This is a genomic window from Arthrobacter sp. NPDC090010, from assembly GCF_044748305.1.
Classification (GTDB): Bacteria; Actinomycetota; Actinomycetes; order Actinomycetales; family Micrococcaceae; genus Arthrobacter_E.
In genome coordinates, this window is the sequence record NZ_JBIVFT010000004.1 from 226,577 (window position 1) to 249,131 (window position 22,555).

Sequence of the window (22,555 nt, forward strand, 5' to 3'; positions counted from 1 at the left end):
ATCAGTCGTTGCCTCGCAGGATCGCGATCAGGCGCAGCAACTCGACGTACAGCCAGACCAGCGTCACGGTGAGTCCGAAGGCGGCGGTCCAGGAATAGCGGGCCGGGGCGCCGTTGTGAACGCCGGCCTCGATATTGGTGAAGTCCATGATCAGCGAGAATCCGGCCAGGACCACGGCCAGAACACCGACGATCACACCCAGCGGGATGCCGAAGATGTGGATGCTGCCACGCAGCCCCCACGGATCCTGGACCACGCCGAAGATCATGAGGAAGAAGTTCACCAGGCTGAAGGCCGCGTAGCCCAGCATCGCGATGAGGAAGAAGCGGGTCATCTTCGGCGTCGCGCGGACCTTGCCCGAGGTGAAGAGAAGCAGAGTCACCGCGAACACGGCGAGAGTCGCCAGCACGGCCTGCAGACCGATGCCGGGGAGCTTCAGTTCGAGGACCTTGGTCAGGCCACCCAGGAAGAGTCCTTCCAGCGCTGCGTAGCTCAGGATCAGGGCCGGAACAGGCTCACGCTTGAATGTGTTCACCATGGCCAGCGCGAAGCCGCCCAGGGCACCCACGATCATGAGCATGGCAGCGACCCCCAGGCTGCTGAACCACGTGATCGCCGCACCCACCAGGACCGCACCGAGGCAGAGAAGCGTCTTGACGATGACATCGTCGAACGTCATCCGCCCCGTCTGCGCAGGCCCGGCGGAGGGCTGCGAGTACATCCGCTGCAGCTGCTCAGCGGAGAGCTCCTGCTGACCCGGCTGGTTCCCGTAGGGAGCCTGGCCATATCCCGGCTGCGCATACCCGGTCTGGCCGGGCGCCTGCTGTCCGTAGGGGTTGGTCATGCTGGGCGGGGGCGGAGCCTGCAGGGCCCCACGGAAGTTCTTGCCGTTGAAGATCGGGTTGCCACCGGCAGCCATTTCTATCCTCCTGGTCTCGGTGCGAATAAGTCCAAGCTACCAAGGCCAACGGGCGGGCGTGGGAAAGAGTTCCCGGCCTCGGCCGAGGATCTCTTTGGGTAGACTCGAAGACGAGGCCTCAACGGCCTGCGGACGAGGGAGCAGTACCCGCACTGGACAAGACTGACTCAGGAAGACATCGTCATGGCTTGGATCGTCCTGATCCTCTCCGGCGTCCTTGAAGCGGTCTGGGCCTCAGCCCTGGCCGCCTCGCAGGGATTCCGGAAGTGGAAACCCGCACTCCTTTTCCTCATCACCTCGGCCGCCAGCATGGTGGGCCTCGCCTATGCCATGCGTGAACTGCCGGTGGGCACCGCCTACGCCGTCTGGGTCGGGATCGGCGCCTGTCTCACGGCCGTCTGGGCGATGGTGACCCGCCAGGAGAAGGCCACGGTTGCACGCATCACACTGTTGGCGCTCCTGGTGGCCAGCGTCGTCGGCCTGAAGGCGGTGAGCTGAATGCCGTGGATCATCCTGTTGCTCAGCGCCGTTCTGGAAGCCGTCTGGGCCACCGCATTGGGGCTGTCGGAAGGCTTCGCGCACCCGCTCCCGACAGTGGTCTTCGCCGTCGCCCTGGTCCTGAGCATGATCGGCCTCGGCTGGGCCGCGAAACACATTCCCATGGGCACCGCCTACGCGGTCTGGACCGGGGTCGGCGCGGCACTGACGGTGGGCTACGCGATGCTCACCGGCCACGAATCCGTGAGCGTGCCGAAGCTCATCTTCATTCTCGGGATCATCGCGGCGGTCGGCGGCCTGAAGCTGCTGCCCAGCAGTAAGACCCGCGAAGGCTGAGGCGAGTCGTCAGCCCTCCTTGCGCAGCTTCTCCAGGACGACGGCGGCGGCTTCGTCCTTCTCACATTCCCGGAGGGCCGCGAGGAGGTGACGTGCGTCGATGGTGCGGGACTTCTCTCCTGCCGCGTGACCCAGCGCCCTGCGGAGAACCGCCTTCGCACCCGGCGTGAACGGCAGGCGGGCCGCCCCGGCCGCTGGAGCGAGAGGCCCGAACTCGTCGACTTCCACTCCGACGGCACTCAGTGCCTCACGGTCCAGTTCCTCCTCCACTCGCCGGACATCGGACGGCCCGACGCCGGCAAGCTGCGCCGCTTCGGGATCGTGCAGTGTGCCGAAGAGCAGATGTTCGGTTCCGACTTTGCGGTCCCCGCGGCGGCCTGCCTCTTCCAGCGCGAAGACGACCGCCTCCCGGCTCTGCCGTGCGAATCGTTCAAACATGGTGTTCCACCTTTCCATACTTGGCATGGACCGACTGCCTGGTGACGCCCAGGGCGGCCCCGATCTGCTCCCAGGACCAGCCGGCCCGCCGCGCGGCCGCCACGTGCGTCGCTTCCACGCGTTCAGCCAGGCGGCGCAGGGCGGTGGCCGCCCGTAAGCCGGTGGCCGGGTCCGTTGCTTGTGATTCCTTCTCAAGGTCCATGATGTCAGTTTGAACTGACACCATGGCGTTGTCAAGCCAAACTGACACTATTGCGCGGAGCCGGGAGCTGCACCTTCGGGAGTCGACGGCTTCCGCGTGCGAAGCACCACCGCAACCGTCATCCCGACGACGGCGCCGAGCAAAGTCTCCAGGGCGCGGTCCAGGAGGATCACCTCCGGATTGCCGGGATGAGCCAGAAGCGTCACAAGGAGCACCAGGGGCGTGAAGAAGGTCTGGGCGAGACCATAGTGCCGTCGCATGAACAACTCCGCCGGGAACTGCAGGACCGGGATCAGGAGCACGAGCACGGGGACCGCGGGGTCGGGCCAGAGGATCAGCGCCGTCAAGCCGATGCCCAGAAGAGTGCCCCCGACGCGGTGGACGCCGCGGCGAAGGCGCTCCCCGAGCGCCGCCGCGCCCAACGGGACGGCCGCTGCCGCCATCGCCCAATAGGCATGACCCCATCCGGTGACGAGACCCGCCGTGCCCGCCAGCCCCACGGCCAGAAGGTACCGCAGAGCCTGCCTCCGGATCTCGGCGTCGCGCCAAGGCCGTTCACGGCGGACTCTTCGAGGCTCGCTCACAGACCCTGATCCGCCCCCCCTGGATCAGGAAGCTCAGCAACACGCTCATCGCAGCCGAAGCCGCGGCAAGCAGCGGCGGAACCCAGAAGGGAAGCGCAGGAGGCACCGAAGAACAGGCTCCGAGGGCGAAGATCGCCCAGAACGGACCTACAGGATTCAAGCGTGCCGCATCCGCAAGGACGGATGCCAGGCCGGCGAAGACCGCCTCGACGAGAATCAGCGTCATGATCGGCACCTGAAGCGAGGCGAGCACACTCCCCAGGGCGACTCCGGCGATGAGCAGGCCCGCGCCCTCGGCTTGATGAAGAATGCGCTGGGTCCGAGGCTCGTCGCGACCGTACATGCTGGCAAAGGAGCCGAAGACCACGAAAATGACCCACTCCGCGCGCCCCAGGAGGAGCAAGGAGATCACCGGGAGCCCGACACTCAGGGCCACGCGCCAGGCCGCCACACCATGGTTTCCGTCCGGCCCCGTGGTCACGAGTTCTCGTCCCAGGTTCAGGAGAATGCCCACCGGCGCCTTTCCTTCGGGACACCGAGGCATCGTCTGATCTGATGGAAGTCCTTTCGGAATCCCTCTGCGGAAAATCGTAGGACGAGCGGAGCGACCGGGGCCAACCGGCCCGTCACACTCCTGCGGAAAACGCCGCACCCCATCGGCCACGAAGGGAGGCTCCGTTTCCGAGACCACACTCCCTATTTGTTAATTTTTGACACTCAGTTGTCAAAAATGTATTGACACCGGTGCGTCGGCGTCCCAAGAATGAAGGAACGGCAGCCGCTCCTCCCCCCACTCCCCACTCAGGAGGCCACGATGTCCGCTTCGGAAACCGTGATACCGCCCGGCACCTCCCCCCTCGCCCATGCCGCGGCGAGACCTCGCATCCTCATCGCGGGCCTCGCCATTGCCGCGGGACTGTTCCTGACACTGCTCTGGGACCCCAATTTCGTCGACAAGGTGGTCGGTCAAGGGATTGCGCACGCCGTGCTGGGCGATGCGAACCTGGCAACCGCCGGATGGCTCGGTTCCCTGGTCGTCGCCGCCGTGACCGGCCTCGCTGGAACATTCACGGCCTGCAATGTCGCGTGCTTCGCCTCTCTCGGGCCCCTGGCCGCATCCAATCGCGGAGGGACACCCGGCAGGTGGGCGCTCGTCAGAGTCGCCAGCGGACAACTGGGCGCCATGGCGATCGGACAGATGATCGTCGCTGCCCTCTATGGCGCCGTCGTCGTGCTCAGCGCGCGGTCTCTTCCCATGCTGGACTCACAGAGCACGGGCGGCATCCCTCCCCGGCTCGGCCAGGCATCGGTCATCAATGTGATGCTCGGGGTGGGTCTCATCATCGTCGCGACCCTCTACCTCCGGGGACGCTCCCTCCGGCCGGGACGGGGCAGCCTGATCGCCTTCGGAGCGCTTCTCGGGCTCCTTCTGGTCGGGCGTCCGTACCCGATGTTCCGGGACGTTCTCGAACAGGCTGCCGCATCGGGGAACGTCCTCGGCGGCAGTGCCATGATGATCCTCGTGGTGCTTGGAAACATGGTGCTCATCAGCGTGCTGTTCCTGGGATTCATCGCACTGGCCGGCCCAGCCCTCCAGCGTTTCAGCACGGCCCGGCCGCGCGTGCTTCTGACCATCGCGGGAGCGCTCCTGCTGATCATGGGCGTGTTCTCCGTCGCCTATTGGGGCGTGCGCGTGCCGTCCATGTTCGGCGTCCTGTGGTTCTCGCGGCTCTGAACCGGCCCGGCGTCATGTGAACGCTCCGGCAATCCCGTCGCGAAACCGTCGATACTGACACGATTGCGCTCCTGCTGGTAGCTCTGTACCCCGTCCTCGCCCCTGTGCGCAGCCCAGGAATCCATCAGAGTCCGCTGCTCCTGGTACTCGAAGAGCGGCACTCCGAAGCCGCACGAGGTCTGGACGAGATCGATCTCCAGGATGAACATGTTGCGAGCCCCACGCAGCGGAGGGAAGAGCGCCAGAAGACCGTCCCATTCCGCGTCCCCCCGATGCACGGCCCGGGCCGTGCCGTAGAGCCTGAGGATGACCGGCTTGCCGGTGAACGCGCAGAACATCAATGTCATGCGGGGCGTGTCGAGCAGATGGGCGGCCGTTTCGTTGCCGCTGCCGGTCCCGTTGAGCCAGACGACCTTGTTCGGCCCCAGCACCCGCAGCGAGTCCAGGCCCTTCGGCGAGACGTTGACGCGTCCGTCCCGTGCCGCCGTCGCGACGAAGTAGACATGCTGTTCCCGGATGAACTCCGTGAGCCGGTCATTGAGCTGCTCGTATTGCGTCGCCATGACTTCATCGTCGCACGGTGGTCTCACCAGCGTGCCCCAACAGGGACTCGAACCCTGACTGCGCGGATTTTAAGTTTCAGTTCCGCGCATCTCCTGACGTCACCGGTCATCCCGCGCCCCCGGATTCTCGGGGTTTTCGTTCCCCCGTTCGTCCCCTGGAATCACCGGTTGTCACGGAAATTTCCCACCAAATTTCCCACCAAGCTCGTGACCTGTTTTCAGCGAACGCGCCAGTCGGGAAGCCGCGATGGGGCAGGTTCCGGATGGGTACATGGTCCTGCACTACCGGCAGGATGACCCGCCGATGTCTTACCGTTGAGCCCCTATGTCTGTGTGTTAAATGCCGAAAGGCGCCCCACCCGGCCAGACGGGTGGGGCGCCTTTCGGTTACGTAGCGGATACCCCGTAGATGGTGCTGAGCTCGTTGATCAGTCCGGTACGGGTCGTGGCGTCGGCGTCGATCTTGGCGATGCCGGCTTCCATGATGTCGATCTGTGTTGAGGCGAATGCGCCGTTCGTGGTCGGGTTTTTCCAGCCGATTTGCGGGACGCCGCTGACGGCGTTGGTCCCGACACCCGTCAAGGTCTGGGAGGCATTCAGACCGCGTTGCACGATGGCCGTTCCATCGGGCCGGTACTGGGTGAGGATGATCGCCCACTGGCCCAGTGACATGGCGATGGTGGATACCTGCACGGACCCTCCACGCCATGCGCAAAGCTCTCTTGCTGCGCCGCCCTTCCACCCGAGGAAGCCCCACCGGGTATCGGAGCTGTTGGCCACGAGGGGGCCTGAGTAGTCGCTGTTCTGGGTGTCTGTTTTGGCGACGGCCCAGAACAGGGCCGGGTCGGTCCCTGTGAATCCGGTCAATGCGGTGGTCGCGGTGAGGAGGTCGTCCACGCCGTCGAAGCTGAGCCACTGCTGTGCACCGGAGACATGCTTTGTGGGTGAGCTGGCCGGACCCTTGGCGGTGAAGCTTCCGCCGAGGGACCCGTAGTTGGGTACTTTCTGCAAAGCTGCACCGTCACCGGCGGTGTTGATCGCGGAGAACCGGAGCACGGGCGTGACGCTGGCCAGGGCTGGCGGGCCTCCCATGTAGGTGGGCCGGTTCCCGGGGTTGGTGATGGTGAAGGGATACTTCCGGACGATGGTCATGGGGTGTACCAGCCTTTCGCGGTGGTGACGGTAGCGAGGATCTTGGCGACGGCCGTGTACCCAGCAGAGTTGAGGTGGAGGTTGTCGTTCATCAGGGATGCGGGGATCTGATCGGCGGCGATCCGGTCCGTGTCCGCATGGGTCGGCGTGATCCCCGCGACTTGAAGTCCGTTGCGGATGAGCCAGCCCCTCACGTCGAAGTAGTACTCCCCGTGCTCGGTTGCGAGCTGATCCCATGCGGCTTTGAGGGCCACATATCCGGCGGACCCGGACGGCTCGGTGCCGCTATTGGGTGGGGACAGGATCAGGTACGGGGTCCCGAGTCGTTGGGCCTTTTGCGCGACCGCGTGAGCATCCCTCAGGATCGTGGCGGTGTCGGAGGGGTTGTTCCGTCCGGCCCAGTAGATCAGCCCGGTCATCGGCTGCGCCGCGCCCGGCCCCGATGGTGTTCCGTACACGTACGAGGTCACGCCGCCGTACACGAACGGCGTCTCGGGCAGGACAGTGACCGGGGCCCCTGCGGTGGCGCGGGTGAAGGTCCACGCGTTGCTCGCCCATGTCAGGGTGCCGACGACGCCGGCGAGGGTGCCCGGGTAGGGGATGGTGTACCCGCCCCGCCACGTCCCAGTGGGAAGGACCGTCACCGGGACCGGCGACGTGTCGGCCGGGATCTGTCCGCCCGTCACCGTCACGGACACGGTCAGTGCTCCCGCCCGCAACGCAATCTCTGAACTCATGTGCCCTGAGATGCCGTAATTCGTCACCGGGACCGGGATCAGACCAGCCAGCGTGGTCGGGTACGGTGTCCCGCCCAAACCCCACGTAAGGCTATCCCCGACACAGGCCACCCCGTAGACGGCGGTGCGCCGGCGCGCCCCTTCCGCTTCCAGCACCCAGTCGGGTGTCCTGCCTTGCGCGTCGATGGCGGTGGGCTGGATGATCACCCCCGCCGCGTCCGTCTCCACTGAGATGTACCCGGACCCCGACACGCCGTCTTCGGTGGTCGCAGCCCCCGCGATGGCCACCTCTGTGAAGAAGCGTCGGCCGTCCCTGTCGATACCCTCGATCACCCGGCCCTGCGCATCGATCGACACCTCTTGATATCCGGTGTCGGTCGCCCCGGCCCGGTCGTCGCTCTCCACCGCGCCAGCAAGGTTCACGGTCGGGAAGTTGCGGGTGCCGGTGGCGTCGATGCCCTCGACCACCCGGCCCTGGGCGTCGACGGAGACTTCCTGCCACGTCGTTGACGCCTGGGCGTCTACGACGGGGACGCCGGGATCTGCCCGGCGGACTGCGGCCGGGTCGTAGCCGTTGGGCCAAGCGGCCCAGAGTGCGGAGGTGCCGGGGACGTCTCCGGCAATGGTAGCGGTCTTGGATAGGTACGCGACACCGCCATAGGTGACGACTGTGCGTGCAGCGTACGGCTGGGCCGACCATGCACCGGCGACCGTCATTCCAGACGTCGCGAGTCCGTTGATCTGGGCTTGCAGCGTAGCGTCCGCGCCCTGCCGGGCAGCCTGTTCCGTCGTGACCGAAGCCTGGACCGGGCCAACCTGAGCGGCAAGGGCCTGGGCCGTCTCTGTCGTCGAGCGATTGATGTAGGCCGCGACGGCTGAGTCGGCTGGTACGGACCCCGGGCCGGGCAGTCCAGGAGCGCCAGTGGGAAGCTTGACCGTCATCTTTCCCTGGGAGTCCATCACCATCGATGCCGGGTCGCCGAACGGGACGGTGATCGTCTCAGCAACACCGATTCCTTCGACAAACGCCCGGGCCGCGCGGGCCTCATCCAGGACGGCCGCATACGACGCCGCCGGGACAACGAGATCACCTGCGACCAGCTTCACCTGCGGGGTCGTGGTCCGGAAGGCCGGAATGAATCCGTCCCGGCTGGAGGTCAGCGGATTCGGCAAGACCACCCCGTTGAGGTCTTGCAACGCCAACGGGACCGCGTTCGTCGTGTCATCGGAGGCGACAACCAGAACCTCGGCGTCGACGGCCCGGGCAAAGCTGTACGGATCCGCGACCAGCTGCTGATCAAACTGGTACGTCGTCATTCTTCCCCCTCTCGCGCCAGATGCCTTGCTCCAGACTCAGAGTGGTCCACCAACGTAGGCGTCTCCTGGGTGTCGGCAGACGCGGCGTGACGGGCCAGGTACACGGGCCCTTTCGCGGACCCCATGAGGATCCGGACGAGCCAGTCCGGCAGGCGTGGCCGCAGCCACTCCCACAGGACGTACCAGAGCCCGGACATCACGGACCCGATCACCAGGACCAGCACCGGTGCCTGGGCCAGGAGATCGTCACGCAGAGGCTCCAGGACCGGGAGGATAGACAACAGCCACGTCACGACGATGCCCCAAAAGTAGGGCACCAGAGTACGAAGAATCTTGGTCAGCACGAGGGCCTCCTACGGCGTCGTGGCCACGGCGAGCGCGGCGAGGAAGAACGAGTAGAGCTGGTTCGCTGAGGCAGCGAGAGATGCTGCGAGGTATGAGACGGCGAGGGCCGCGCTCGTCACCGTGAGGATGACGAGCGCGGCCCGGGAGCGGGGTCTCATGGGAGGCGGAGGACTTGGCCGGGGAAAATCCGGTCGGGGTCAGGGATTCCGTTGAGCCGGGCCAGCGTCGGCCAATCAGTGCCGAAGCGCGCGGCGATCGCGCCCAGAGTGTCTCCTGGCTTCACCGTGTACGTCCGGGCTGCAGGCGCCGTCCCAGTGGTCTTGAGGACCTGCCCGGCCTGAATATAGTCCGGGTTCCGGATACCGTTCAGGGCCGCGAGCGCGGCCGTCGTGGTGCCGAGGGACGCAGCGATCCCGCCCAGGGTGTCTCCGGGCTTCACCGTGTACGTTCCCGCCGGTGTGGGCTTCGGTACCGGGGCCGGGGCTGGTTTCGGCGGGGCGGGCTTGCTCGGGGCCGGTGCCACAGGGTTGCCTGCCTTGGCGGCGTATTTCAACCAGGCCGCCTGGTCCCCAAAGAACACATTCAGATCCAGATCCCCCGCCCACCCGGGGAGCCGTCCGGCGGAGGTGAACTGGTGCATGGCCACGAACGGCCACGCCGGGACCGGGAGAAGCCCGTCAGGGACCATGTAGCCGCTGATCTGCTGGTAGCCGAGAATGTAGGCGGCAATCCAGAGCCCGTACCCGGCCTTCGCGACCGGTGACCAGTCGGCTTCCCGGGCGACCGATGCGGACATGTAAATCAGCGGGGTCTTGCCGCTGCGGGCCTTGACCCGGTCAAGCCATGTCTTCGCCCAGGCGACGTCGTGCACGTTGTCGCCTTCCCAGTCCAGGACCAGAATCGTTTCTGGATCGAGGTATCCGGCGGTCTGGGAGAGAAAGTAGTCAGCCTCCTCCACGGCGGTCCCCTGGAACCCCTGTTCGCGGGCGAAGTGGTAGATGCCGCGCAGGCGTCCGGCCTTCTTCGCGGCCTGGTACTGCCGGTCACAGGCGGAGGAGGTGAAGCCCGTGCCTCCGGTGGCCTTGATGATCACAAAGTCCGCGGGGACGGCGGCGAGGTCGATCCCGTCCTGCCATCCGCTGACGTCGATTCCGTGCAGAGTCATGATGGTCCTTCCTGGATATGAGACGAGCCCGTCAGGGAGACGGGCTCGGGGTGGTTGCTGTGCAGGTGTAGGTGGTGGATCCGGGCGGTTGGGGCGTGCATCGGTAGTCCACGCCGTTGTACGTGAACGTCCAGCCCGCCGGCGGCGCACCGTCCCGGCCTGGAGCACCAGGGTCGCCCTTCGCCCCGGCGGCTCCGGTGTCGCCCTTGTCCCCCTTGGCCCCCGGATCGCCCTGCGCGCCCGGTAGACCTTGAGCTCCGGGAGCTCCTTGCGCGCCTGCCACACCACTTGATCCAGTCGACCCGGTGTCCCCGGTAGCGCCTTTCGCCCCGGTAGGTCCTGTGTCGCCCTTCGGCCCTTGCGCCCCGTCCTTGCCGTTGATTCCGTCAGCCCCCGGAATTCCGGGGTCGCCTTTCGTACCGGTGATCGGCGAGGTGTCTTTGGCGACCTGGTCTGCCCTGTCACACACCTGCTTGCCCTGGGGTGTGGTTTTGAAGTCGTCCTTGACGCACGCCGCGGCGACCTGCTCAGCCAGGGACTTCTTCTCTGCCGCCTGGGCCTGCGCAGCATCGGCCGCCTGGGCGGCGTAGCTGCCGTTCTGCCAGGCCAGGACTCCGCACACCATCACCAGCAGGGCCAGGACCACCGACAGGACGAGGAGACTGAATTTGGTTCGGCGGTCCCCGCGCCGGGACTTCTCCACGTCCTGTTGCGCGAGCTTCAGCTTCTGGTCGCTCTCTTCGCTCGTCATCTCACACCTCCGGCAGATCGGCAGGGTCGGGGACGATGCTGGCGGCGGTGAGTTGCCCGCGCCACTTCATCGCGGTTCGTTCGACTTGGCGGAGCGCATCAACTGCTTTGTCCTCGCTGGCCCGTGCCGAGGCGACCTCCATCTCCAGCTCCTTGATGCGCTGCCTCAGGATCTCTTCCACAACGGCCTCCCTCCGTTCACGCTTACGGTCGGCCCTACGGATGAAGAACCCGCCCAGACCGCCGACCGCGGTGATCGCAATGCCAAGAAAGGCCGTGAGGCCCGATACATCCAGTTCCACACGTCCTAAACCTCCATGACAGTCACCCGGTCACCCGGAATTTGCAGTTGAGCGTGATCAGCCGCTCCGTTCCCCAGGTGAAGGCTGCTGGAGACCAGATGAAGAGCCTGCCGTCACTTGGCCTCAGCTGCCAGAAGACCTCCGCAGTGGACTTGCTACCTGCCGCCGCATCGACAAGGGAGAGCGGGCTGCTACCGATGACCGAGTTCCCGGCACCGATCGCCGCTGCGGGAAGAACGACGCCCATGTCCTGAGCCTCTGATGACATCGGGTTGCCCAGGTTCCCCTTCCGGATCATCGACACCGCGACCTCGATCTCACGCACTGTCGGCGACACCCGCTTCACCACGACAGGGCCGTTGAAGTCGTAATTGGGTAGGTTGTCCACGAACGCATACGTTGCACCGGCGTCCGGGTTCGACCACACCGGCACGTCGTTGGCCCCCAGCCCGTAGACCCATTCGACGTCCGCGACACGGACGCACGTTCCGAGATCACCGAGGAAGCCCAGTACCAGCTGATCCTTCGCAATGACTCCGCCGGGGCCGGCCCACGTCCGGAGATCGACAATTGCCGTTGGCTGGGTCTGGCCCGCGGTCCACTGGACCAGGGCCAGGGGCTGGTCATCGGAGACTCCGGGAGTACTGTCACGTGGTGGGAGCTGTTTGGCGGAACTGCCGGTGATCTTCCGGGCCAGGGTTGCGCCGTTTGGTGGTGTCCAGTCACGGTGCGTGCAGATCATGTCCCATCGTGTGCCGGAGGTGATCGGGTCACACTGCACAGTCTGGATGGCATCTGAGTCGTCTAGTACTCCCCAACCCCATCCGACGCCAGAAGCCACGTTGACGGCCTGCGCTGTCGACGGATGGGGACTGACCTTCCAGTCGTTGGCGCCAACGACTCCGTAGCGGCCGCGCCCGACGCGTGGAGCCAGTGCGGCCCACTGGACTTCGTCAACGGTGCCGTCGTATCCGGCGGAGACAATGGCCATTATCGGCTCCTTTGAAGGTCGTTGGTGTTCTTCGCCATGGCTTTGAGGGCGCGGGCGTAGATGTCGTCCGCTGATTCGAACTCGCCCATCGTCGGTGTGATGTCTTCCCCGTCGTTGCGTGTCCAGGAAATGTCGGCTTGGCGGAGGATGTCGGTGATCGTTAGCCCCTGACCGACTTGGACGCTGAGCTTGTCCCCGACCGTGACGGTGGTGCCGTAGCGGAAGTTCTTGGTCTCGGAGAGGCCGAGTTTGAGGCCGGTTTTCTGTGCGGTCTCGGCGAAGGTCTCAGATGCTCTGGTCGCGTAGACGTCGCCTTCGTCGTCGGAGTCCCGTGCATCACGGAACACTTCACGCCGGTCTTTCCATCGCGTGGCACGGTCGTCTGGGGCGGCAAAGTGTTTGAAGACCCGGGCGGTTCCTTCGCCCTGCCCACCGATGATGACGTCAGTGGCTTCCGGGGCTTTGCGTTTCCACTCCCATGAGGTGACGACTCCGGACTCCTCGGTCAGCGTCTTGGGGTAGCTGCGGGGTTCGTAGCAGTCCACCACGAATCCTGTGCCGACCCTGCGCACGGTGACCCCGATGCCGGCGGCATCAAGTGCGGTCCCGAGCCGCTCTTCGATGGTGTGAAAGCGCATGGCCGCGTTGATCCGGGCTCCTCGTCCCAGATCCGGGGCACAACTGATCGGCAGGCCCATGCGGGCTGCGTTCGCCGTCACAATGGATTTCAGCACGGTCTCCGCCGGGCCCGAGACCTTGTGGTACTCGCTGTTCTGACTCGACAACGGGCTCCCGGGCACCGGCCAGCACAGGAAGCTGCTCAGTTGCCGGTAGTCGTCCATCAGGAGGAATGTCATCGTGCCGTTCACGGCCGGGCCAGCCCCGGTCGCCTCCAGAAGCGGCCCGCCCATCAGGAACCGTCCGTCGTGGGTGATTTCCACTCGGGTTCCTTCCTCGATGAGCAAGGGAATCTTCTTCGATCGGGCAGGCACCGTGATCATGGCCGTCGGCTGCGCATTGTGGGCCGGGGACGCGTGCAGCTCCTCGGCATCCCCCAGGACTCCAGCCCACCGGAAATCCTTCGTGACGATGTCGAGATGAAATGGATTCTTCGCCACGGCTCACCACGCTCTCCTGTATCGGGGGTTGATGTCAGCCCTGATGTATCCGGATCCGGTCAGGCTGATATTCAGCGGCACAGACGTGCCGCGGGGAATGGGAGCGAAGGAAGCCGAGCCCAGATCGACGGTTCGATCAACCGCGTTCGTGACCCGCGCACCGTCCCAATCGCCGTAGAGAGCAAGCTGCTCGGTAGGGTCGGTGTCCACCACGACGGCCTTGCCGTCAGGGATCTCGAACGGTATCGACACGACCGAGGAGCCCACCCCGACCGTTGCGAGCGTGGCCGGACCCACGATCGTCCACACCGGCCACGCATCCTCGTCACCGGGGTTCGGTATCGCCGCCGTCGCCATCGTGGAGGCCGACGTGATCTGGAACGGCGTCGCCCTGCCGGGGGCGTTGAAGAAGCTCCGCGGTGTCGCGTTCGTCCACGACTGCGAAACCGTTGGGCCGCGCCAGAAGGTGTCGTCAGCCGTGAGGGAGATCCCGTAGGAGGCCCACCCATGCCGGACAGGGTCCAGTACGTAACTGTCAGTGGTGGATTCGAAGCGGCATGGCAGATACCTGCTCGATCCGTCCGGGAGGGACACGGTCCACGTCCCCGGCATGTCCGGGTCTAAGGAGTGCCAGAACGCCCGGTCAAGATAGACCCAGTCCATGGACGAGGAGTCGTGGTACAGGAAGACCGGCCAGAACACTTTGCGCTCCTGGGCGATGCTGCCGGTGTGCCGTTGTCCCGCAATGGCCGGGGACTTCTTGGTCCAGTGTTGCCACTCTGGCGAACCGAGGCCTTCGACGCCTTCCTTGCGTAGAAAGACGCCCGCGGACGGGTCGGTCAGATCCCACACGGAACCGTCCCAACCCGTCCACGTCATCATCAAGGCGTCGAACTGGTCAACTGGTGCAGAGGGCGGGACGTAGGGCGCCCCATACACGATTCCTGCCACGGTCGCTCCTTACCTGATGTTCCCGACGGCGTAGACGGCCTGAGCTCGCCGCGCCTTCCGCTCAATGACCTCGACCACCTCGTGTGCTGACGCCCCGTAGACATTCCCGTTCACCGTTAGCCCAGTCCCCGAGCCCGGACCTGGTGCGGCCGGTGTCAAGTCAGGGGCGAGGACCGATTTCAGGGCGTCCCACTGATCTGCGGTGAACACCGGCTCCGGCCGCCCCGTGGCGTTCGTAACGATCTGTGTTCCGGGCATGAGCCAGCCCCCGTCGTCATAGAGAGCGCCCGCTGCGGCGCCGTCGCTGTTGCCGAGGATCATCTTTCCCACGGAGGCGGCGACGTCGTTGAGCGACTTCTTCACGAACCCTGAGACGAGGTCAATGAAGAAGCCTCCCGCGGGGAACGCTTCCTTGACCTTCCCGACGAGACCGTCGACGATGCCTGCTATCGGGTTGAAGCCGCCGCCGTCAGCCTGAGCGCCGGACAGGAACCGCATCGGGTCGATGCTGTTGGGGTAGCCGCCGTTGAACAGACCGAAATGCAGGTGTGGGCCCGAGCTGATGCCGGTGTTTCCGGACGCTCCGATCCGTTGACCGGCACGCACCATCTGCCCATCCTTCACCCCGACCTGTGACAGGTGGGCGTACCAGATTTCCCGGGCACCGTCGTTGATGTGAATCTCATTGCCACCCCAGATGCCCGGCAACTGCACTCCAGGACCGGCCCAGTTGACCTTGCCCGTCAGCGCCGCATAGACCGGGGTCCCCACGGGCACTGCAATATCGGTGCCCTTGTGGACCGGGTTCCACGGCTGCGAGATCGGCATCGCCCCACGCACCGGGTTGACCAAGCCGCCGCCTGCGTATCCGTGGTCCAGCATGCCCGCGAGCGCGTACATGTTCCCGACACCGAATCGGCTGGTCTGTTCCTTGGTGAAGACGAACTCGTCGGCATGGACGACGCCGGCGGGCGTGTATTTCGCGCCGGGTCCTGTCCACCCGCCCTCGGCGAATCCTTGCGGGAGTCGCACGGGTGCGATCTTGAGGTTGTCCATCTTCAGCCAGCCCGCTACGGAGTTGAAGGCTCCGATGAGACCGTCATTGATCACGGTGTTGACGACGAAACGGACCGGGGCCTTGGCGACCTCGATCAGTCCGTCCCAGATCTTCTTCACGGTGTCGACGCCGGCCCGGAAGGCCGGGGCGACCTTGTCACGGATGAAGGATCCGAGGGTGTCGAAGACTGGCTTGATGCCGTTCTGCCATACCGCGGTGATGGTGCCGCTGATGCCATTCCAAATCGGGTCCACGATGCTGGTCTTGAACCAGCGGAAGACCCCGGGAAGCACGGTGGTGAAGATGTATCCCCACGCGTCGAACGTCGGCTTCAGCAGGGTCGTCCATACCCAGCGCACGGCGTTGCCGATGGCGGTGAAGATCGGCTGTATCGCGTTCTGGTAGAGCCATGTCACCGCGGCCGGGATGGTCTTGGTGAACATCGTGACCCAGAACGTGAAGTAGGGCAGGATGATGCTCTGCCACAGCCACGTCGCGGCGTTGCCGATGGCGGTGAAGACGGGCTGCACGTACGTCGTCCACAGGGCGGAGATCGCCGGTCCGAGGACCTTTTGGAAGAACCCGACCGCGAGCTGGAAGATCCCGGAGACCAGTTGCCACCAGACACGGATCAGCTCACCGATGAAGCCGAAGATCGGCTGGAAGATCGTGGTGTAGAGCCATGTCAGCGCCGAGCCGACGGCATGGGCGCCCGCGGCAACGGGTGCGACAACGTAGGTCGAGAACCACGACCCGATGTTCTGTGCTGCCTGCCCGATCCACGCCGCCGCTGCTTGGACGACGGTGACGGCCCCTGACCAGACGTCGGAGAACCATTGGCCCACGGTCTGCAGGACCGGGATCAGGGTGGAATTCCACCACGAGACGACCCCGGCGATGGCGCTCTGGATCCATGCCCAGGCGTTCGCGACGATCTCCCGTCCGAGGTCGGTCTGGGTGAAGAACCAGACCAGGCCGGCGACGAGGGCGGCGATTCCCGCTACGATCAGGCCGATCGGGTTGGCGTTCATGGCCAGGTTCAGGCCCCACTGGGCCGCTGCGGCAGCCTGGAGCCATCCCCGGACAGTGTTCACGATTGAGAGCCCGGTGAGGACGGCCACGTAGCCGCCGATGGCGGCGGTCAAGGGGACGAGCCAGACGGCGTTCTCCTGGACCCATCCACCGAACTGGCCCAGACCCATGACCGCGGCGTCGATCGCCGGGACGGCCTGGTTGCCCAGGAAGTCCATGGCCATGGTCGCGATCGGAAGGAACCGCTCACCGATCTTGGCCGAGACGTCCTCCCACCCGGCGGCAGCGACCTGCTGCTTGTGGGCGAAGGTGTCTTCTTCGCGGGCGAAGTTGCCCTTCGCGTCGACGGACTGCTTGGCGATCGCCAACTGCACCGCCATTGCCTTGGTCTGGGAGTCCATCTCCGGGATCGACCCCGCGGCGGCCTTCTGATATCCAGCCTCAGCGGATGCGAGCGCGTTCTTGGCCGCGAGCGCCTGAGTGCTGTCGGCACCGGACTTGCGGACGGCTTCGTTGTAGCGGCGCTGGGCGAGTTCGAGCTTGCCCGTAGCCGCCTGGATCTTCGCGGAGTCCTTGACCGGCTTCAGGAGACCAGCGGAGAGAGCTGTCGCCTCGAGAGTGGCCTGGTTGAGAGTGATGCCGTACTTCTCAATTGGGTCCATCTCGCCCTTCAGAGCTGAGGAGATGGCCTCGATCGCGTCTTTGGTCGTCCCACCGAACATGCTGGACAGGTCGGCGCCGGTGCCGATGAGTTCGCGGGTCTTGTCTGCGAGCTGGTCCATCGGGGTTCCGGCGTTCTTCAGCTGGGAGCCAAGGAGGGCAGAGAGCTCGTTGAAGGCGTTGCGGCTGACACCGACGTCGGTCTTCGCGTTGACGGCCCACCCGTGGATCTGGGCGGAGGACTTCTTGAAGACCGAGTCGACGGCCCCGATGGACTGTTCCAGGTCGCCTGCGCCCTGGATGCCGTCCCAGATGCCACGGCCTAGCTCGGCAAGGCCCATGCCCGCGGCGAGACCCGCGACGGCGCCCTTGAACGCCTCCGAGAACAGGCCCCCGGAATGGGCGCCTTCCTTCTTGGCCTGGGCACTGGCCTCGTCGCCGGCCTGCTTCACACCGGACTTGGCGTAGGACGCGATGCGCTGGCCTACACCTTTCCACCCGGTGGCGAAGCCCTGCGCACTGGACTGGGACGCGGCACGGGCGTCCGTGAGGGCTTTCTTGGACTGGTCCAGTTCCGACTGCAGCTTGTTCTGCGCGGATGCCGCGGCGAGAGTTTCGGCCTTGAACTTCTGTTCCGACAGCGAGAGCCGGTCCGCGGCGACCATCGCCTGGGAGGAGCTCTTACCGTACTTGTCGACCGTTTCCAGCAGCTTCAGCTGGGCGATCTGGACCTTCCGCTTGGCGTTTTCCGTCTTCGTCGCCGAGCGCTCCGCCTCTGCCGAGACGCGCTGCTCGGCGCGAATGACGTCATCCTCGAGCCTCTTGATGTCCGATCCGGCACCGGCCGTCAGGGCCTTGCCGATGGCCTTGCCCGTCTTGGCGGCGCCGGACTCTGCAGTCGCCCATGCCTTCCCCAGGTCCTTGGTCAGTTGCGACCCTTCGGCCGCGATCGTGATGTACCCGACCATGAGTTCAGCTGCGGAAGACAAGAAATCACCACCCCAAAGATCGGTTGAGCTCGTCGATCGGCATGGCCGTCGCCCGGAGCTTCTCTTCGTGTTGCTCGATCTCCCACGGGCGCGGGATCCGCTTAGGCAGATCCGACTTTCTAACTCCCGGGCGCCGGGCCTGGGACGCGACGCCTTGGCCCAGGAGGTCTACCTGGGTGGCGAGGAAGTCGGTCCGAGGGTCGTTCCAGTGCCAGGTTTTGGGATGGATGGCCCGGTTCAGCGCCGAATCAAACGGGGTTGTCATGACGACCGCGTAGCAGTCATCCCAGGTGAATTCGGGTGACCCGACGTCACGCCAGCGCAGGCCGCGTTCGATCAGCACTGCTTCGAACGCGGCCCGGTGCTCGCTATGAAGACGGATCAGTCTGACGATTTTGGGAGGTCCGCCAGGTTCCCGTCGGACCAGTCCTTCTGGAACGCCTGCGTCTCTTCCGGGTCGAGAGTGCTGATCGCATCCACCGAGTCCGGGTCGACACCGCACTCGCGCAGCCAGTCATACATGACATCGAGCTGGCCGCGGTTGATGGCGACGACGACGCTGCCGGGCATCTGGGAGATGTCCGGCAGGGTGAAATCGTCCTCGAACAGCTCGTGGGCGAAGGTGACCATGCGGTATCGCTTGGGCTGCTTACGGGCGTTCTTCTTGCGGGTCTTGGACGTAGGCATGTCGGCTCCTTGTCGTGGGGTGCGTGGCTCTTGAAGGTGTTGACCGGTGCCCGTGGCGAGCCGACGCGGTGGAAAACCACGGGCACCGGGGTCAGGACCCGATGGCTATGCGCCGCGGGTGTAGGAAAATGCGGCACTCGCTCCAGCCGGGGAGGTCACGACAATCGGGACGGACCCGGCAGAACCGGCCGGGATGGTCGCGACGATGGTGGTGTCATCCACGACGGTGTACGAGGTCGCGTTCGTGCCGCCGATCTTCACGCCCGTGGCGCCGGTCGTGCCGGTGAAGCCTGCGCCCTTGATCGTGATCAGGGAGCCCGCTGCGGCACCGGATGGTGTCGCCCCGGTCACCGTCGGCGCGGTTGCCGTGAGCTGGTCGATGTACGAGACAGCCTTCACGCCCGCGTTGTCGGGGAAGGCCTCGATCGTCACCTCGTACTTGATGACATCCGAGTGGACGAACGTCACGTCACCGCTGGTGGTGATCTGGCCGTTCTTGATCAACTCACGGATCGCCATCGATCCGTCCCGCATGTCCAGGACGAATGCCTTGCGCACGGGCAACTTGGACGTCTGGTTGATCTGGATCTTCTGGCCCGTGATGATGACGTTCTCGGCACCATGGATCAGCTTGAGGACATCGGCGTTCGCCGACTCCAGGAAGGAGAACTTGTAGACGATCGAGTGCTCGGTACGGACGATCTTGACGACGTCGCCGCCCCACGCCTTGATCTTTTCGTCCGAGGCGTCTGTCGTACGGACCACACCGTCCTCACCGATATACCCGGCCTTGACAAAGGCCGAGTCGAGAGCGTCGGTAGCGTCGGTGGGCATGACGCCCGAAGGGTCGTTGAAGCACACGCCGCCCGTTGCGGTCAGCGGGGTGCCGGTAAGAATGGCATCGGTTCCATTGGCCATGAGAGGTTCCTTTTCAGAGGGTTGCGTCGGCTCTGATCAGGGACAGGCACCACCCTGGCGGGTGGTTTAGAGGGTTCTTCGTTCCCCTCTGAAATCGAGGGTCGCCGTCAGCACGTACCGGGCCTGACCCGTCACGTCGTCGGGGACCCATGCAGGGCGTGACCAACCGCGACGGCGGTACACCCCGGTATGGCGTTCGGGCCACACCCACAACAGCCCGAATAAATCCCGGGCCACCCGGGACGCCGTCGAGGAGTCTTTCGCATAGACATCGAAGGTCAGCCGGACTTCGTCCATCACGACGTCGTGCCGGCCTGCTCCCCCGGTGTCGGTGACCTGAATGAACAGGTCCGGACGGTCGGCCGGCATCTTCTGCCCTACCTCCGCATCAAGGAAGTGCTGCTTGATGAAGGCGATTGCGAGGACAGTCGGTTCAGGGGATGCGATGAAGTCAGTCACGAGCTGCGTCCATCGCCCGGATCAAGGAGTGGTGCTTCCGGTTGTGATTCGCGGCATGGCCGAGCGCCATGACCGAAGCAGCCGAGCGCGTGTCCTCCAGGACGAGGTCCGTGACCTTGAAACCCATGGACTCCCCGCCGGCGGCGCGCGCCACCTCCTTGGCCTTCGCCAGAACAAGGTCCTGAACGGCCTTGCTGTTGAGCACCTGCTTGACGAAACCGCTGTTGCGTCCGTTCTTCTTAGCCATCGACCCTCCTGAGCTTCGCTACGGTGCCGGACGGCATACCCGGCATGGGGTGTGACCACCGATCCGGTACGCCGTTCACGATGAACGTTCCGTGCCCGGGGATGGTGACCCGGTCCCGGTCGGCGAGCGCCGTTTCGTAGGGTGCGATGAGCATTGGTTCAGTGACGACGCGACGTTCGTACCCGCCGTCGAACACGACCCGGGAGCCGCCTGGGTCGAAGGATGAAATCGGCATGTATTCTGCAGGCCCGAAGGTCTCGGTTGCGTTGCCGAAATCGTCCTTCCCTGCGCCGGTGTGCGGCTCTCGGATCGCGTTGAGCAGTGCGTCGAAGAGTCCCCACCCGCTCACCGGACGTTTTCCTTCCAGATGCCCAGTGACTCGTAGTGTCCGGAGGGCGGGAACGATCCCGCAGGGTGTGCGGCGGTGACGCGTCCTTCGAAGACTTCGATCATCCAGGGCAGGAGGGTGTAGTCGCCGTCGGCGGTGTCGCCGCGGAGGGTGACTTGCTGAGCGAAGGGTCCGGTGGTCTGAGACCACGAGCGTGAGTTGCGTGTCGGTCCGGCACCGAGCTTGTCGAGGACGAGCTCGACAACGACGTCGGAGACGTCGTCCTGGTCGAGGTCTCCGGAGGCTATGTGCTGGTCGACGTCGCGGTAGAGGCGGCGGATCCGGCGGGAGACTGCGCTGAGGTAGTACTCGGCGCGGGTCGTCTCCGTCGGTGTGAGGGCCCGCCATGCGGCGGTCACCTGTTGAATGGTTGCCAGGTCCTCCATGACGGGCCCTCCTCTCTACTTGGCCGGGGTCTTGGCCGCTGCGGCCTTCGCGGCGGCGTCGGCCTTAGCCTTCTCCTCGGCATCCGCCTTGGCCTGCGCGGCGGCATCCGCCTTGGCCTGAGCTTCGGCGGCTGCCTTGGCTTCGGCGTCCGGGTCCGGTTCGGGTTCGGGTTGGACGGCGGTGATCAGGCCGAGCACTTCGAGCTGCTCAAGCTTGGCCGGATCAATGCCCACCGGGAGCGGGTTTCCGTGTTCGATGATGCGCGCCACGCGGTGCCCGTCCGCCGGTCCGATCTCGACCTTCAGGTGAGCGATGTTCGCCACGTACTGGGTCTCCGTCATGATCAGAGCCCCGTTCCGGTGACGACGAGCCCGGAGAGCGGGTTCGTCACGACGGGCACGTGCGGGTTCCGTGCCTGGATGCGGGACTTGTCCGCTTCCTGGCGGAAGGAAGCGATCTCCACACCCGTATCGGTGCCGACCGGCTTGTACTCCGGGGAGGGGATCTTCTCGCGGGCAATGCCGCCGAGGCGGCGACGGTCCACGAACAGCGGGTTGACGAACTCGTCATCGTCGCTGGAGATCCATGTCAGTCCGGCGATGACCGGGAACGCGCCCGTCTGGGCGGTCGTGTCGTTGTCCGGGAGGATGTCGAGAAGCTCCGGGATGATCTCGGCGTAGTCGTCGGCGGAGAGCACCACGGTGTCCAGGCTGTAGCCCAGCTTCAGCTTGCGGACCTGGGCCTGGGCGCGCAGAGCGTCCTTGAGGATCTGCTTGCCCGTGGTCCATGGCGCGCCGGCGGCGAGCGTCTGAGTGACCGAGGACTGGATCACTCCAAGGGCGAGCTCGTTGGCATCGAATACCAGCTCCGTCTGCAGGAACAGCATGGCCTCATCGATGGGCTGGCGGAGGGACCGGCCGACCTCTTCGTCCGTGACCTCGGTCGCGAGTCCGCGCTTGGTCGAGGTGTAGATGGTGTACTGCTCGGCACTCATCGGCGTGAGCTTGTACTCGGCGCCCGGTGCCACGGACTCGGCACCGCGCTCGGTGCGGATCTTTTCATTCGTCGGCACCGCGATCGCGCCGCCCTGGACCTGGTAGCGGCCGGACAGCAGGAAGTTGCCGATGAACTGCTGGGCGGAGAGAATCTCCCCCAGACGCCGGGCCAGTAGCGCCGGGTTCTTTACGAACGCGAGCAGCTCTGCCACGGTGGCGTTCCCGAGCTGGCTCGGGGTGTACGGGTACGTCTGCACTGGGTCTCCTTTCTCAGAACCAGATGATCTCGACCAGGGCGCCGTCGGCCGCCGTGGTGATGGCCAGGCCAAGGGCCGTGCCGGTCGTGGCCGTGCGGACCTTGCCGGAGCCTGCGGCCTCGACCTTCGTCCCGCGGGCAATCGCGCCGGAGGCGGCCAGGATGTGCACGGGCTTGCCGAGTTCGACGGTGACGTGCTCGCCGACGGCCGCGTCATGGCCGGGGATGCCCACGACCTTCACGGATGCCGCGGCGGCTGGGACCACAGCCCGGTCAGTCGCGCCGAGCTCGACAGGCTGTCCTGCCGTGACGGCAGCGCCGGCCACGAACGTGACCGTGTCGCCCGGGCGGTACTTGGGCAGATACTGGATTCCCAT

The 22,555-nt window shown here is 65.5% G+C and carries 30 protein-coding genes and 1 riboswitch; of the genes, 3 read left to right on the forward strand and 27 right to left on the reverse strand.

The window, feature by feature from the left end; genetic code table 11:
* Position 1: 1 nt before the first annotated feature.
* Positions 2 to 919 carry a Bax inhibitor-1/YccA family protein gene (locus ACIPXZ_RS08635; RefSeq protein WP_400592455.1) on the reverse strand — a complete coding sequence of 306 codons (918 nt, stop codon included), beginning with the start codon at positions 917 to 919 and terminating at the stop codon, positions 2 to 4.
* 109 nt (positions 920 to 1,028) lie between these two features.
* Positions 1,029 to 1,091: riboswitch (guanidine-III (ykkC-III) riboswitch) on the forward strand.
* An 11-nt stretch (positions 1,092 to 1,102) separates the two neighbouring features.
* On the opposite strand from ACIPXZ_RS08635, the gene ACIPXZ_RS08640 reads away from it, so the two are divergent.
* Together ACIPXZ_RS08640 and ACIPXZ_RS08645 are read left to right on the forward strand one after the other, a co-directional pair.
* The gene (locus ACIPXZ_RS08640; RefSeq protein ID WP_400592457.1) at positions 1,103 to 1,417 is read left to right on the forward strand and encodes a DMT family transporter; all 315 of its coding nucleotides are present in this window, start codon (positions 1,103 to 1,105) and stop codon (positions 1,415 to 1,417) included.
* The gene (locus ACIPXZ_RS08645; protein WP_400592460.1) at positions 1,418 to 1,753 is read left to right on the forward strand and encodes a DMT family transporter; all 336 of its coding nucleotides are present in this window, start codon (positions 1,418 to 1,420) and stop codon (positions 1,751 to 1,753) included.
* A 9-nt stretch (positions 1,754 to 1,762) separates the two neighbouring features.
* On the opposite strand, the gene ACIPXZ_RS08650 is transcribed toward ACIPXZ_RS08645, so the two are convergent.
* From ACIPXZ_RS08650 to ACIPXZ_RS08665, 4 genes are read right to left on the reverse strand one after another with little or no spacing between them, the layout of a single operon-like run.
* Positions 1,763 to 2,191 (reverse strand): Clp protease N-terminal domain-containing protein, encoded by a 429-nt coding sequence (locus ACIPXZ_RS08650; RefSeq protein ID WP_400592463.1) that lies wholly within the window; start codon positions 2,189 to 2,191, stop codon positions 1,763 to 1,765.
* Positions 2,184 to 2,393: a helix-turn-helix domain-containing protein gene (locus ACIPXZ_RS08655; RefSeq protein ID WP_400592466.1), complete on the reverse strand. Its 210-nt coding sequence runs from the start codon at positions 2,391 to 2,393 to the stop codon at positions 2,184 to 2,186. Before ACIPXZ_RS08655 ends, ACIPXZ_RS08650 begins: the two co-directional genes overlap by 8 nt.
* Positions 2,394 to 2,440: 47 nt before the next feature.
* Positions 2,441 to 2,977 carry an FUSC family protein gene (locus ACIPXZ_RS08660; RefSeq protein ID WP_400592469.1) on the reverse strand — a complete coding sequence of 179 codons (537 nt, stop codon included), beginning with the start codon at positions 2,975 to 2,977 and terminating at the stop codon, positions 2,441 to 2,443.
* A complete protein-coding gene (locus ACIPXZ_RS08665; protein ID WP_400592472.1) occupies positions 2,949 to 3,491 on the reverse strand; it encodes a hypothetical protein in 543 nt (180 codons plus the stop codon). The genes ACIPXZ_RS08660 and ACIPXZ_RS08665 overlap by 29 nt, the downstream gene beginning before the upstream one ends.
* Before the next feature lie 300 nt (positions 3,492 to 3,791).
* Here ACIPXZ_RS08665 and ACIPXZ_RS08670 point away from each other — a divergent pair, with 300 nt between their 5' ends.
* On the forward strand, positions 3,792 to 4,712 hold the full coding sequence (locus ACIPXZ_RS08670) for a hypothetical protein (RefSeq protein WP_400592475.1): 921 nt from the start codon (positions 3,792 to 3,794) through the stop codon (positions 4,710 to 4,712).
* Here the strand turns inward: ACIPXZ_RS08670 and ACIPXZ_RS08675 are convergent.
* From ACIPXZ_RS08675 to ACIPXZ_RS08780, 22 genes are all read right to left on the reverse strand, one after another.
* Positions 4,655 to 5,275, reverse strand: a complete 621-nt coding sequence (locus ACIPXZ_RS08675; RefSeq protein WP_400592478.1) for a pyridoxamine 5'-phosphate oxidase family protein — start codon at positions 5,273 to 5,275, stop codon at positions 4,655 to 4,657. The two genes, ACIPXZ_RS08670 and ACIPXZ_RS08675, sit on opposite strands and share 58 nt — an antisense overlap.
* A gap of 387 nt (positions 5,276 to 5,662) precedes the next feature.
* Positions 5,663 to 6,427 carry a hypothetical protein gene (locus tag ACIPXZ_RS08680; protein ID WP_400592481.1) on the reverse strand — a complete coding sequence of 255 codons (765 nt, stop codon included), beginning with the start codon at positions 6,425 to 6,427 and terminating at the stop codon, positions 5,663 to 5,665.
* Positions 6,424 to 8,481 (reverse strand): hypothetical protein, encoded by a 2,058-nt coding sequence (locus tag ACIPXZ_RS08685; RefSeq protein WP_400592483.1) that lies wholly within the window; start codon positions 8,479 to 8,481, stop codon positions 6,424 to 6,426. Before ACIPXZ_RS08685 ends, ACIPXZ_RS08680 begins: the two co-directional genes overlap by 4 nt.
* A complete protein-coding gene (locus ACIPXZ_RS08690) occupies positions 8,478 to 8,825 on the reverse strand; it encodes a hypothetical protein (protein ID WP_400592486.1) in 348 nt (115 codons plus the stop codon). The genes ACIPXZ_RS08685 and ACIPXZ_RS08690 overlap by 4 nt, the downstream gene beginning before the upstream one ends.
* Positions 8,826 to 8,834: 9 nt before the next feature.
* The gene (locus ACIPXZ_RS08695; RefSeq protein WP_400592489.1) at positions 8,835 to 8,984 is read right to left on the reverse strand and encodes a hypothetical protein; all 150 of its coding nucleotides are present in this window, start codon (positions 8,982 to 8,984) and stop codon (positions 8,835 to 8,837) included.
* Complete coding sequence (locus ACIPXZ_RS08700; RefSeq protein ID WP_400592492.1) at positions 8,981 to 9,991, reverse strand: LysM peptidoglycan-binding domain-containing protein; 1,011 nt, start codon at positions 9,989 to 9,991, stop codon at positions 8,981 to 8,983. Before ACIPXZ_RS08700 ends, ACIPXZ_RS08695 begins: the two co-directional genes overlap by 4 nt.
* A gap of 31 nt (positions 9,992 to 10,022) precedes the next feature.
* The gene (locus ACIPXZ_RS08705; protein ID WP_400592495.1) at positions 10,023 to 10,742 is read right to left on the reverse strand and encodes a collagen-like protein; all 720 of its coding nucleotides are present in this window, start codon (positions 10,740 to 10,742) and stop codon (positions 10,023 to 10,025) included.
* A gap of 1 nt (position 10,743) precedes the next feature.
* The gene (locus tag ACIPXZ_RS08710; protein WP_400592497.1) at positions 10,744 to 11,043 is read right to left on the reverse strand and encodes a hypothetical protein; all 300 of its coding nucleotides are present in this window, start codon (positions 11,041 to 11,043) and stop codon (positions 10,744 to 10,746) included.
* Between the two features lie 22 nt (positions 11,044 to 11,065).
* Positions 11,066 to 12,034 carry a hypothetical protein gene (locus ACIPXZ_RS08715; protein WP_400592499.1) on the reverse strand — a complete coding sequence of 323 codons (969 nt, stop codon included), beginning with the start codon at positions 12,032 to 12,034 and terminating at the stop codon, positions 11,066 to 11,068.
* The gene (locus ACIPXZ_RS08720; protein WP_400592502.1) at positions 12,034 to 13,152 is read right to left on the reverse strand and encodes a hypothetical protein; all 1,119 of its coding nucleotides are present in this window, start codon (positions 13,150 to 13,152) and stop codon (positions 12,034 to 12,036) included. The genes ACIPXZ_RS08715 and ACIPXZ_RS08720 overlap by 1 nt, the downstream gene beginning before the upstream one ends.
* A 3-nt stretch (positions 13,153 to 13,155) precedes the next feature.
* Positions 13,156 to 14,103 (reverse strand): hypothetical protein, encoded by a 948-nt coding sequence (locus tag ACIPXZ_RS08725; protein ID WP_400592505.1) that lies wholly within the window; start codon positions 14,101 to 14,103, stop codon positions 13,156 to 13,158.
* 9 nt (positions 14,104 to 14,112) lie between these two features.
* Positions 14,113 to 17,841 carry a peptidoglycan DD-metalloendopeptidase family protein gene (locus tag ACIPXZ_RS08730; protein WP_400592508.1) on the reverse strand — a complete coding sequence of 1,243 codons (3,729 nt, stop codon included), beginning with the start codon at positions 17,839 to 17,841 and terminating at the stop codon, positions 14,113 to 14,115.
* Between the two features lie 4 nt (positions 17,842 to 17,845).
* Positions 17,846 to 18,106, reverse strand: coding sequence for a hypothetical protein (locus ACIPXZ_RS08735; protein WP_400592510.1), 261 nt, complete (start codon positions 18,104 to 18,106; stop codon positions 17,846 to 17,848).
* Between the two features lie 116 nt (positions 18,107 to 18,222).
* On the reverse strand, positions 18,223 to 18,528 hold the full coding sequence (locus ACIPXZ_RS08740) for a hypothetical protein (protein ID WP_400592513.1): 306 nt from the start codon (positions 18,526 to 18,528) through the stop codon (positions 18,223 to 18,225).
* 105 nt (positions 18,529 to 18,633) lie between these two features.
* On the reverse strand, positions 18,634 to 19,446 hold the full coding sequence (locus tag ACIPXZ_RS08745; RefSeq protein ID WP_400592516.1) for an IPT/TIG domain-containing protein: 813 nt from the start codon (positions 19,444 to 19,446) through the stop codon (positions 18,634 to 18,636).
* A gap of 66 nt (positions 19,447 to 19,512) precedes the next feature.
* Positions 19,513 to 19,905, reverse strand: a complete 393-nt coding sequence (locus tag ACIPXZ_RS08750) for a hypothetical protein (protein ID WP_400592519.1) — start codon at positions 19,903 to 19,905, stop codon at positions 19,513 to 19,515.
* On the reverse strand, positions 19,898 to 20,152 hold the full coding sequence (locus ACIPXZ_RS08755; protein ID WP_400592521.1) for a hypothetical protein: 255 nt from the start codon (positions 20,150 to 20,152) through the stop codon (positions 19,898 to 19,900). The genes ACIPXZ_RS08750 and ACIPXZ_RS08755 overlap by 8 nt, the downstream gene beginning before the upstream one ends.
* Positions 20,145 to 20,501: a hypothetical protein gene (locus ACIPXZ_RS08760; protein ID WP_400592524.1), complete on the reverse strand. Its 357-nt coding sequence runs from the start codon at positions 20,499 to 20,501 to the stop codon at positions 20,145 to 20,147. Before ACIPXZ_RS08760 ends, ACIPXZ_RS08755 begins: the two co-directional genes overlap by 8 nt.
* A complete protein-coding gene (locus ACIPXZ_RS08765; protein WP_400592527.1) occupies positions 20,498 to 20,926 on the reverse strand; it encodes a Gp19/Gp15/Gp42 family protein in 429 nt (142 codons plus the stop codon). The genes ACIPXZ_RS08760 and ACIPXZ_RS08765 overlap by 4 nt, the downstream gene beginning before the upstream one ends.
* A gap of 15 nt (positions 20,927 to 20,941) precedes the next feature.
* Entirely contained in the window at positions 20,942 to 21,268 is a 327-nt protein-coding gene (locus tag ACIPXZ_RS08770) for a hypothetical protein (RefSeq protein ID WP_400592530.1), read from the reverse strand.
* Between the two features lie 2 nt (positions 21,269 to 21,270).
* Positions 21,271 to 22,179 (reverse strand): hypothetical protein, encoded by a 909-nt coding sequence (locus ACIPXZ_RS08775; protein WP_400592533.1) that lies wholly within the window; start codon positions 22,177 to 22,179, stop codon positions 21,271 to 21,273.
* 13 nt (positions 22,180 to 22,192) lie between these two features.
* Entirely contained in the window at positions 22,193 to 22,555 is a 363-nt protein-coding gene (locus tag ACIPXZ_RS08780; protein ID WP_400592535.1) for a DUF2190 family protein, read from the reverse strand.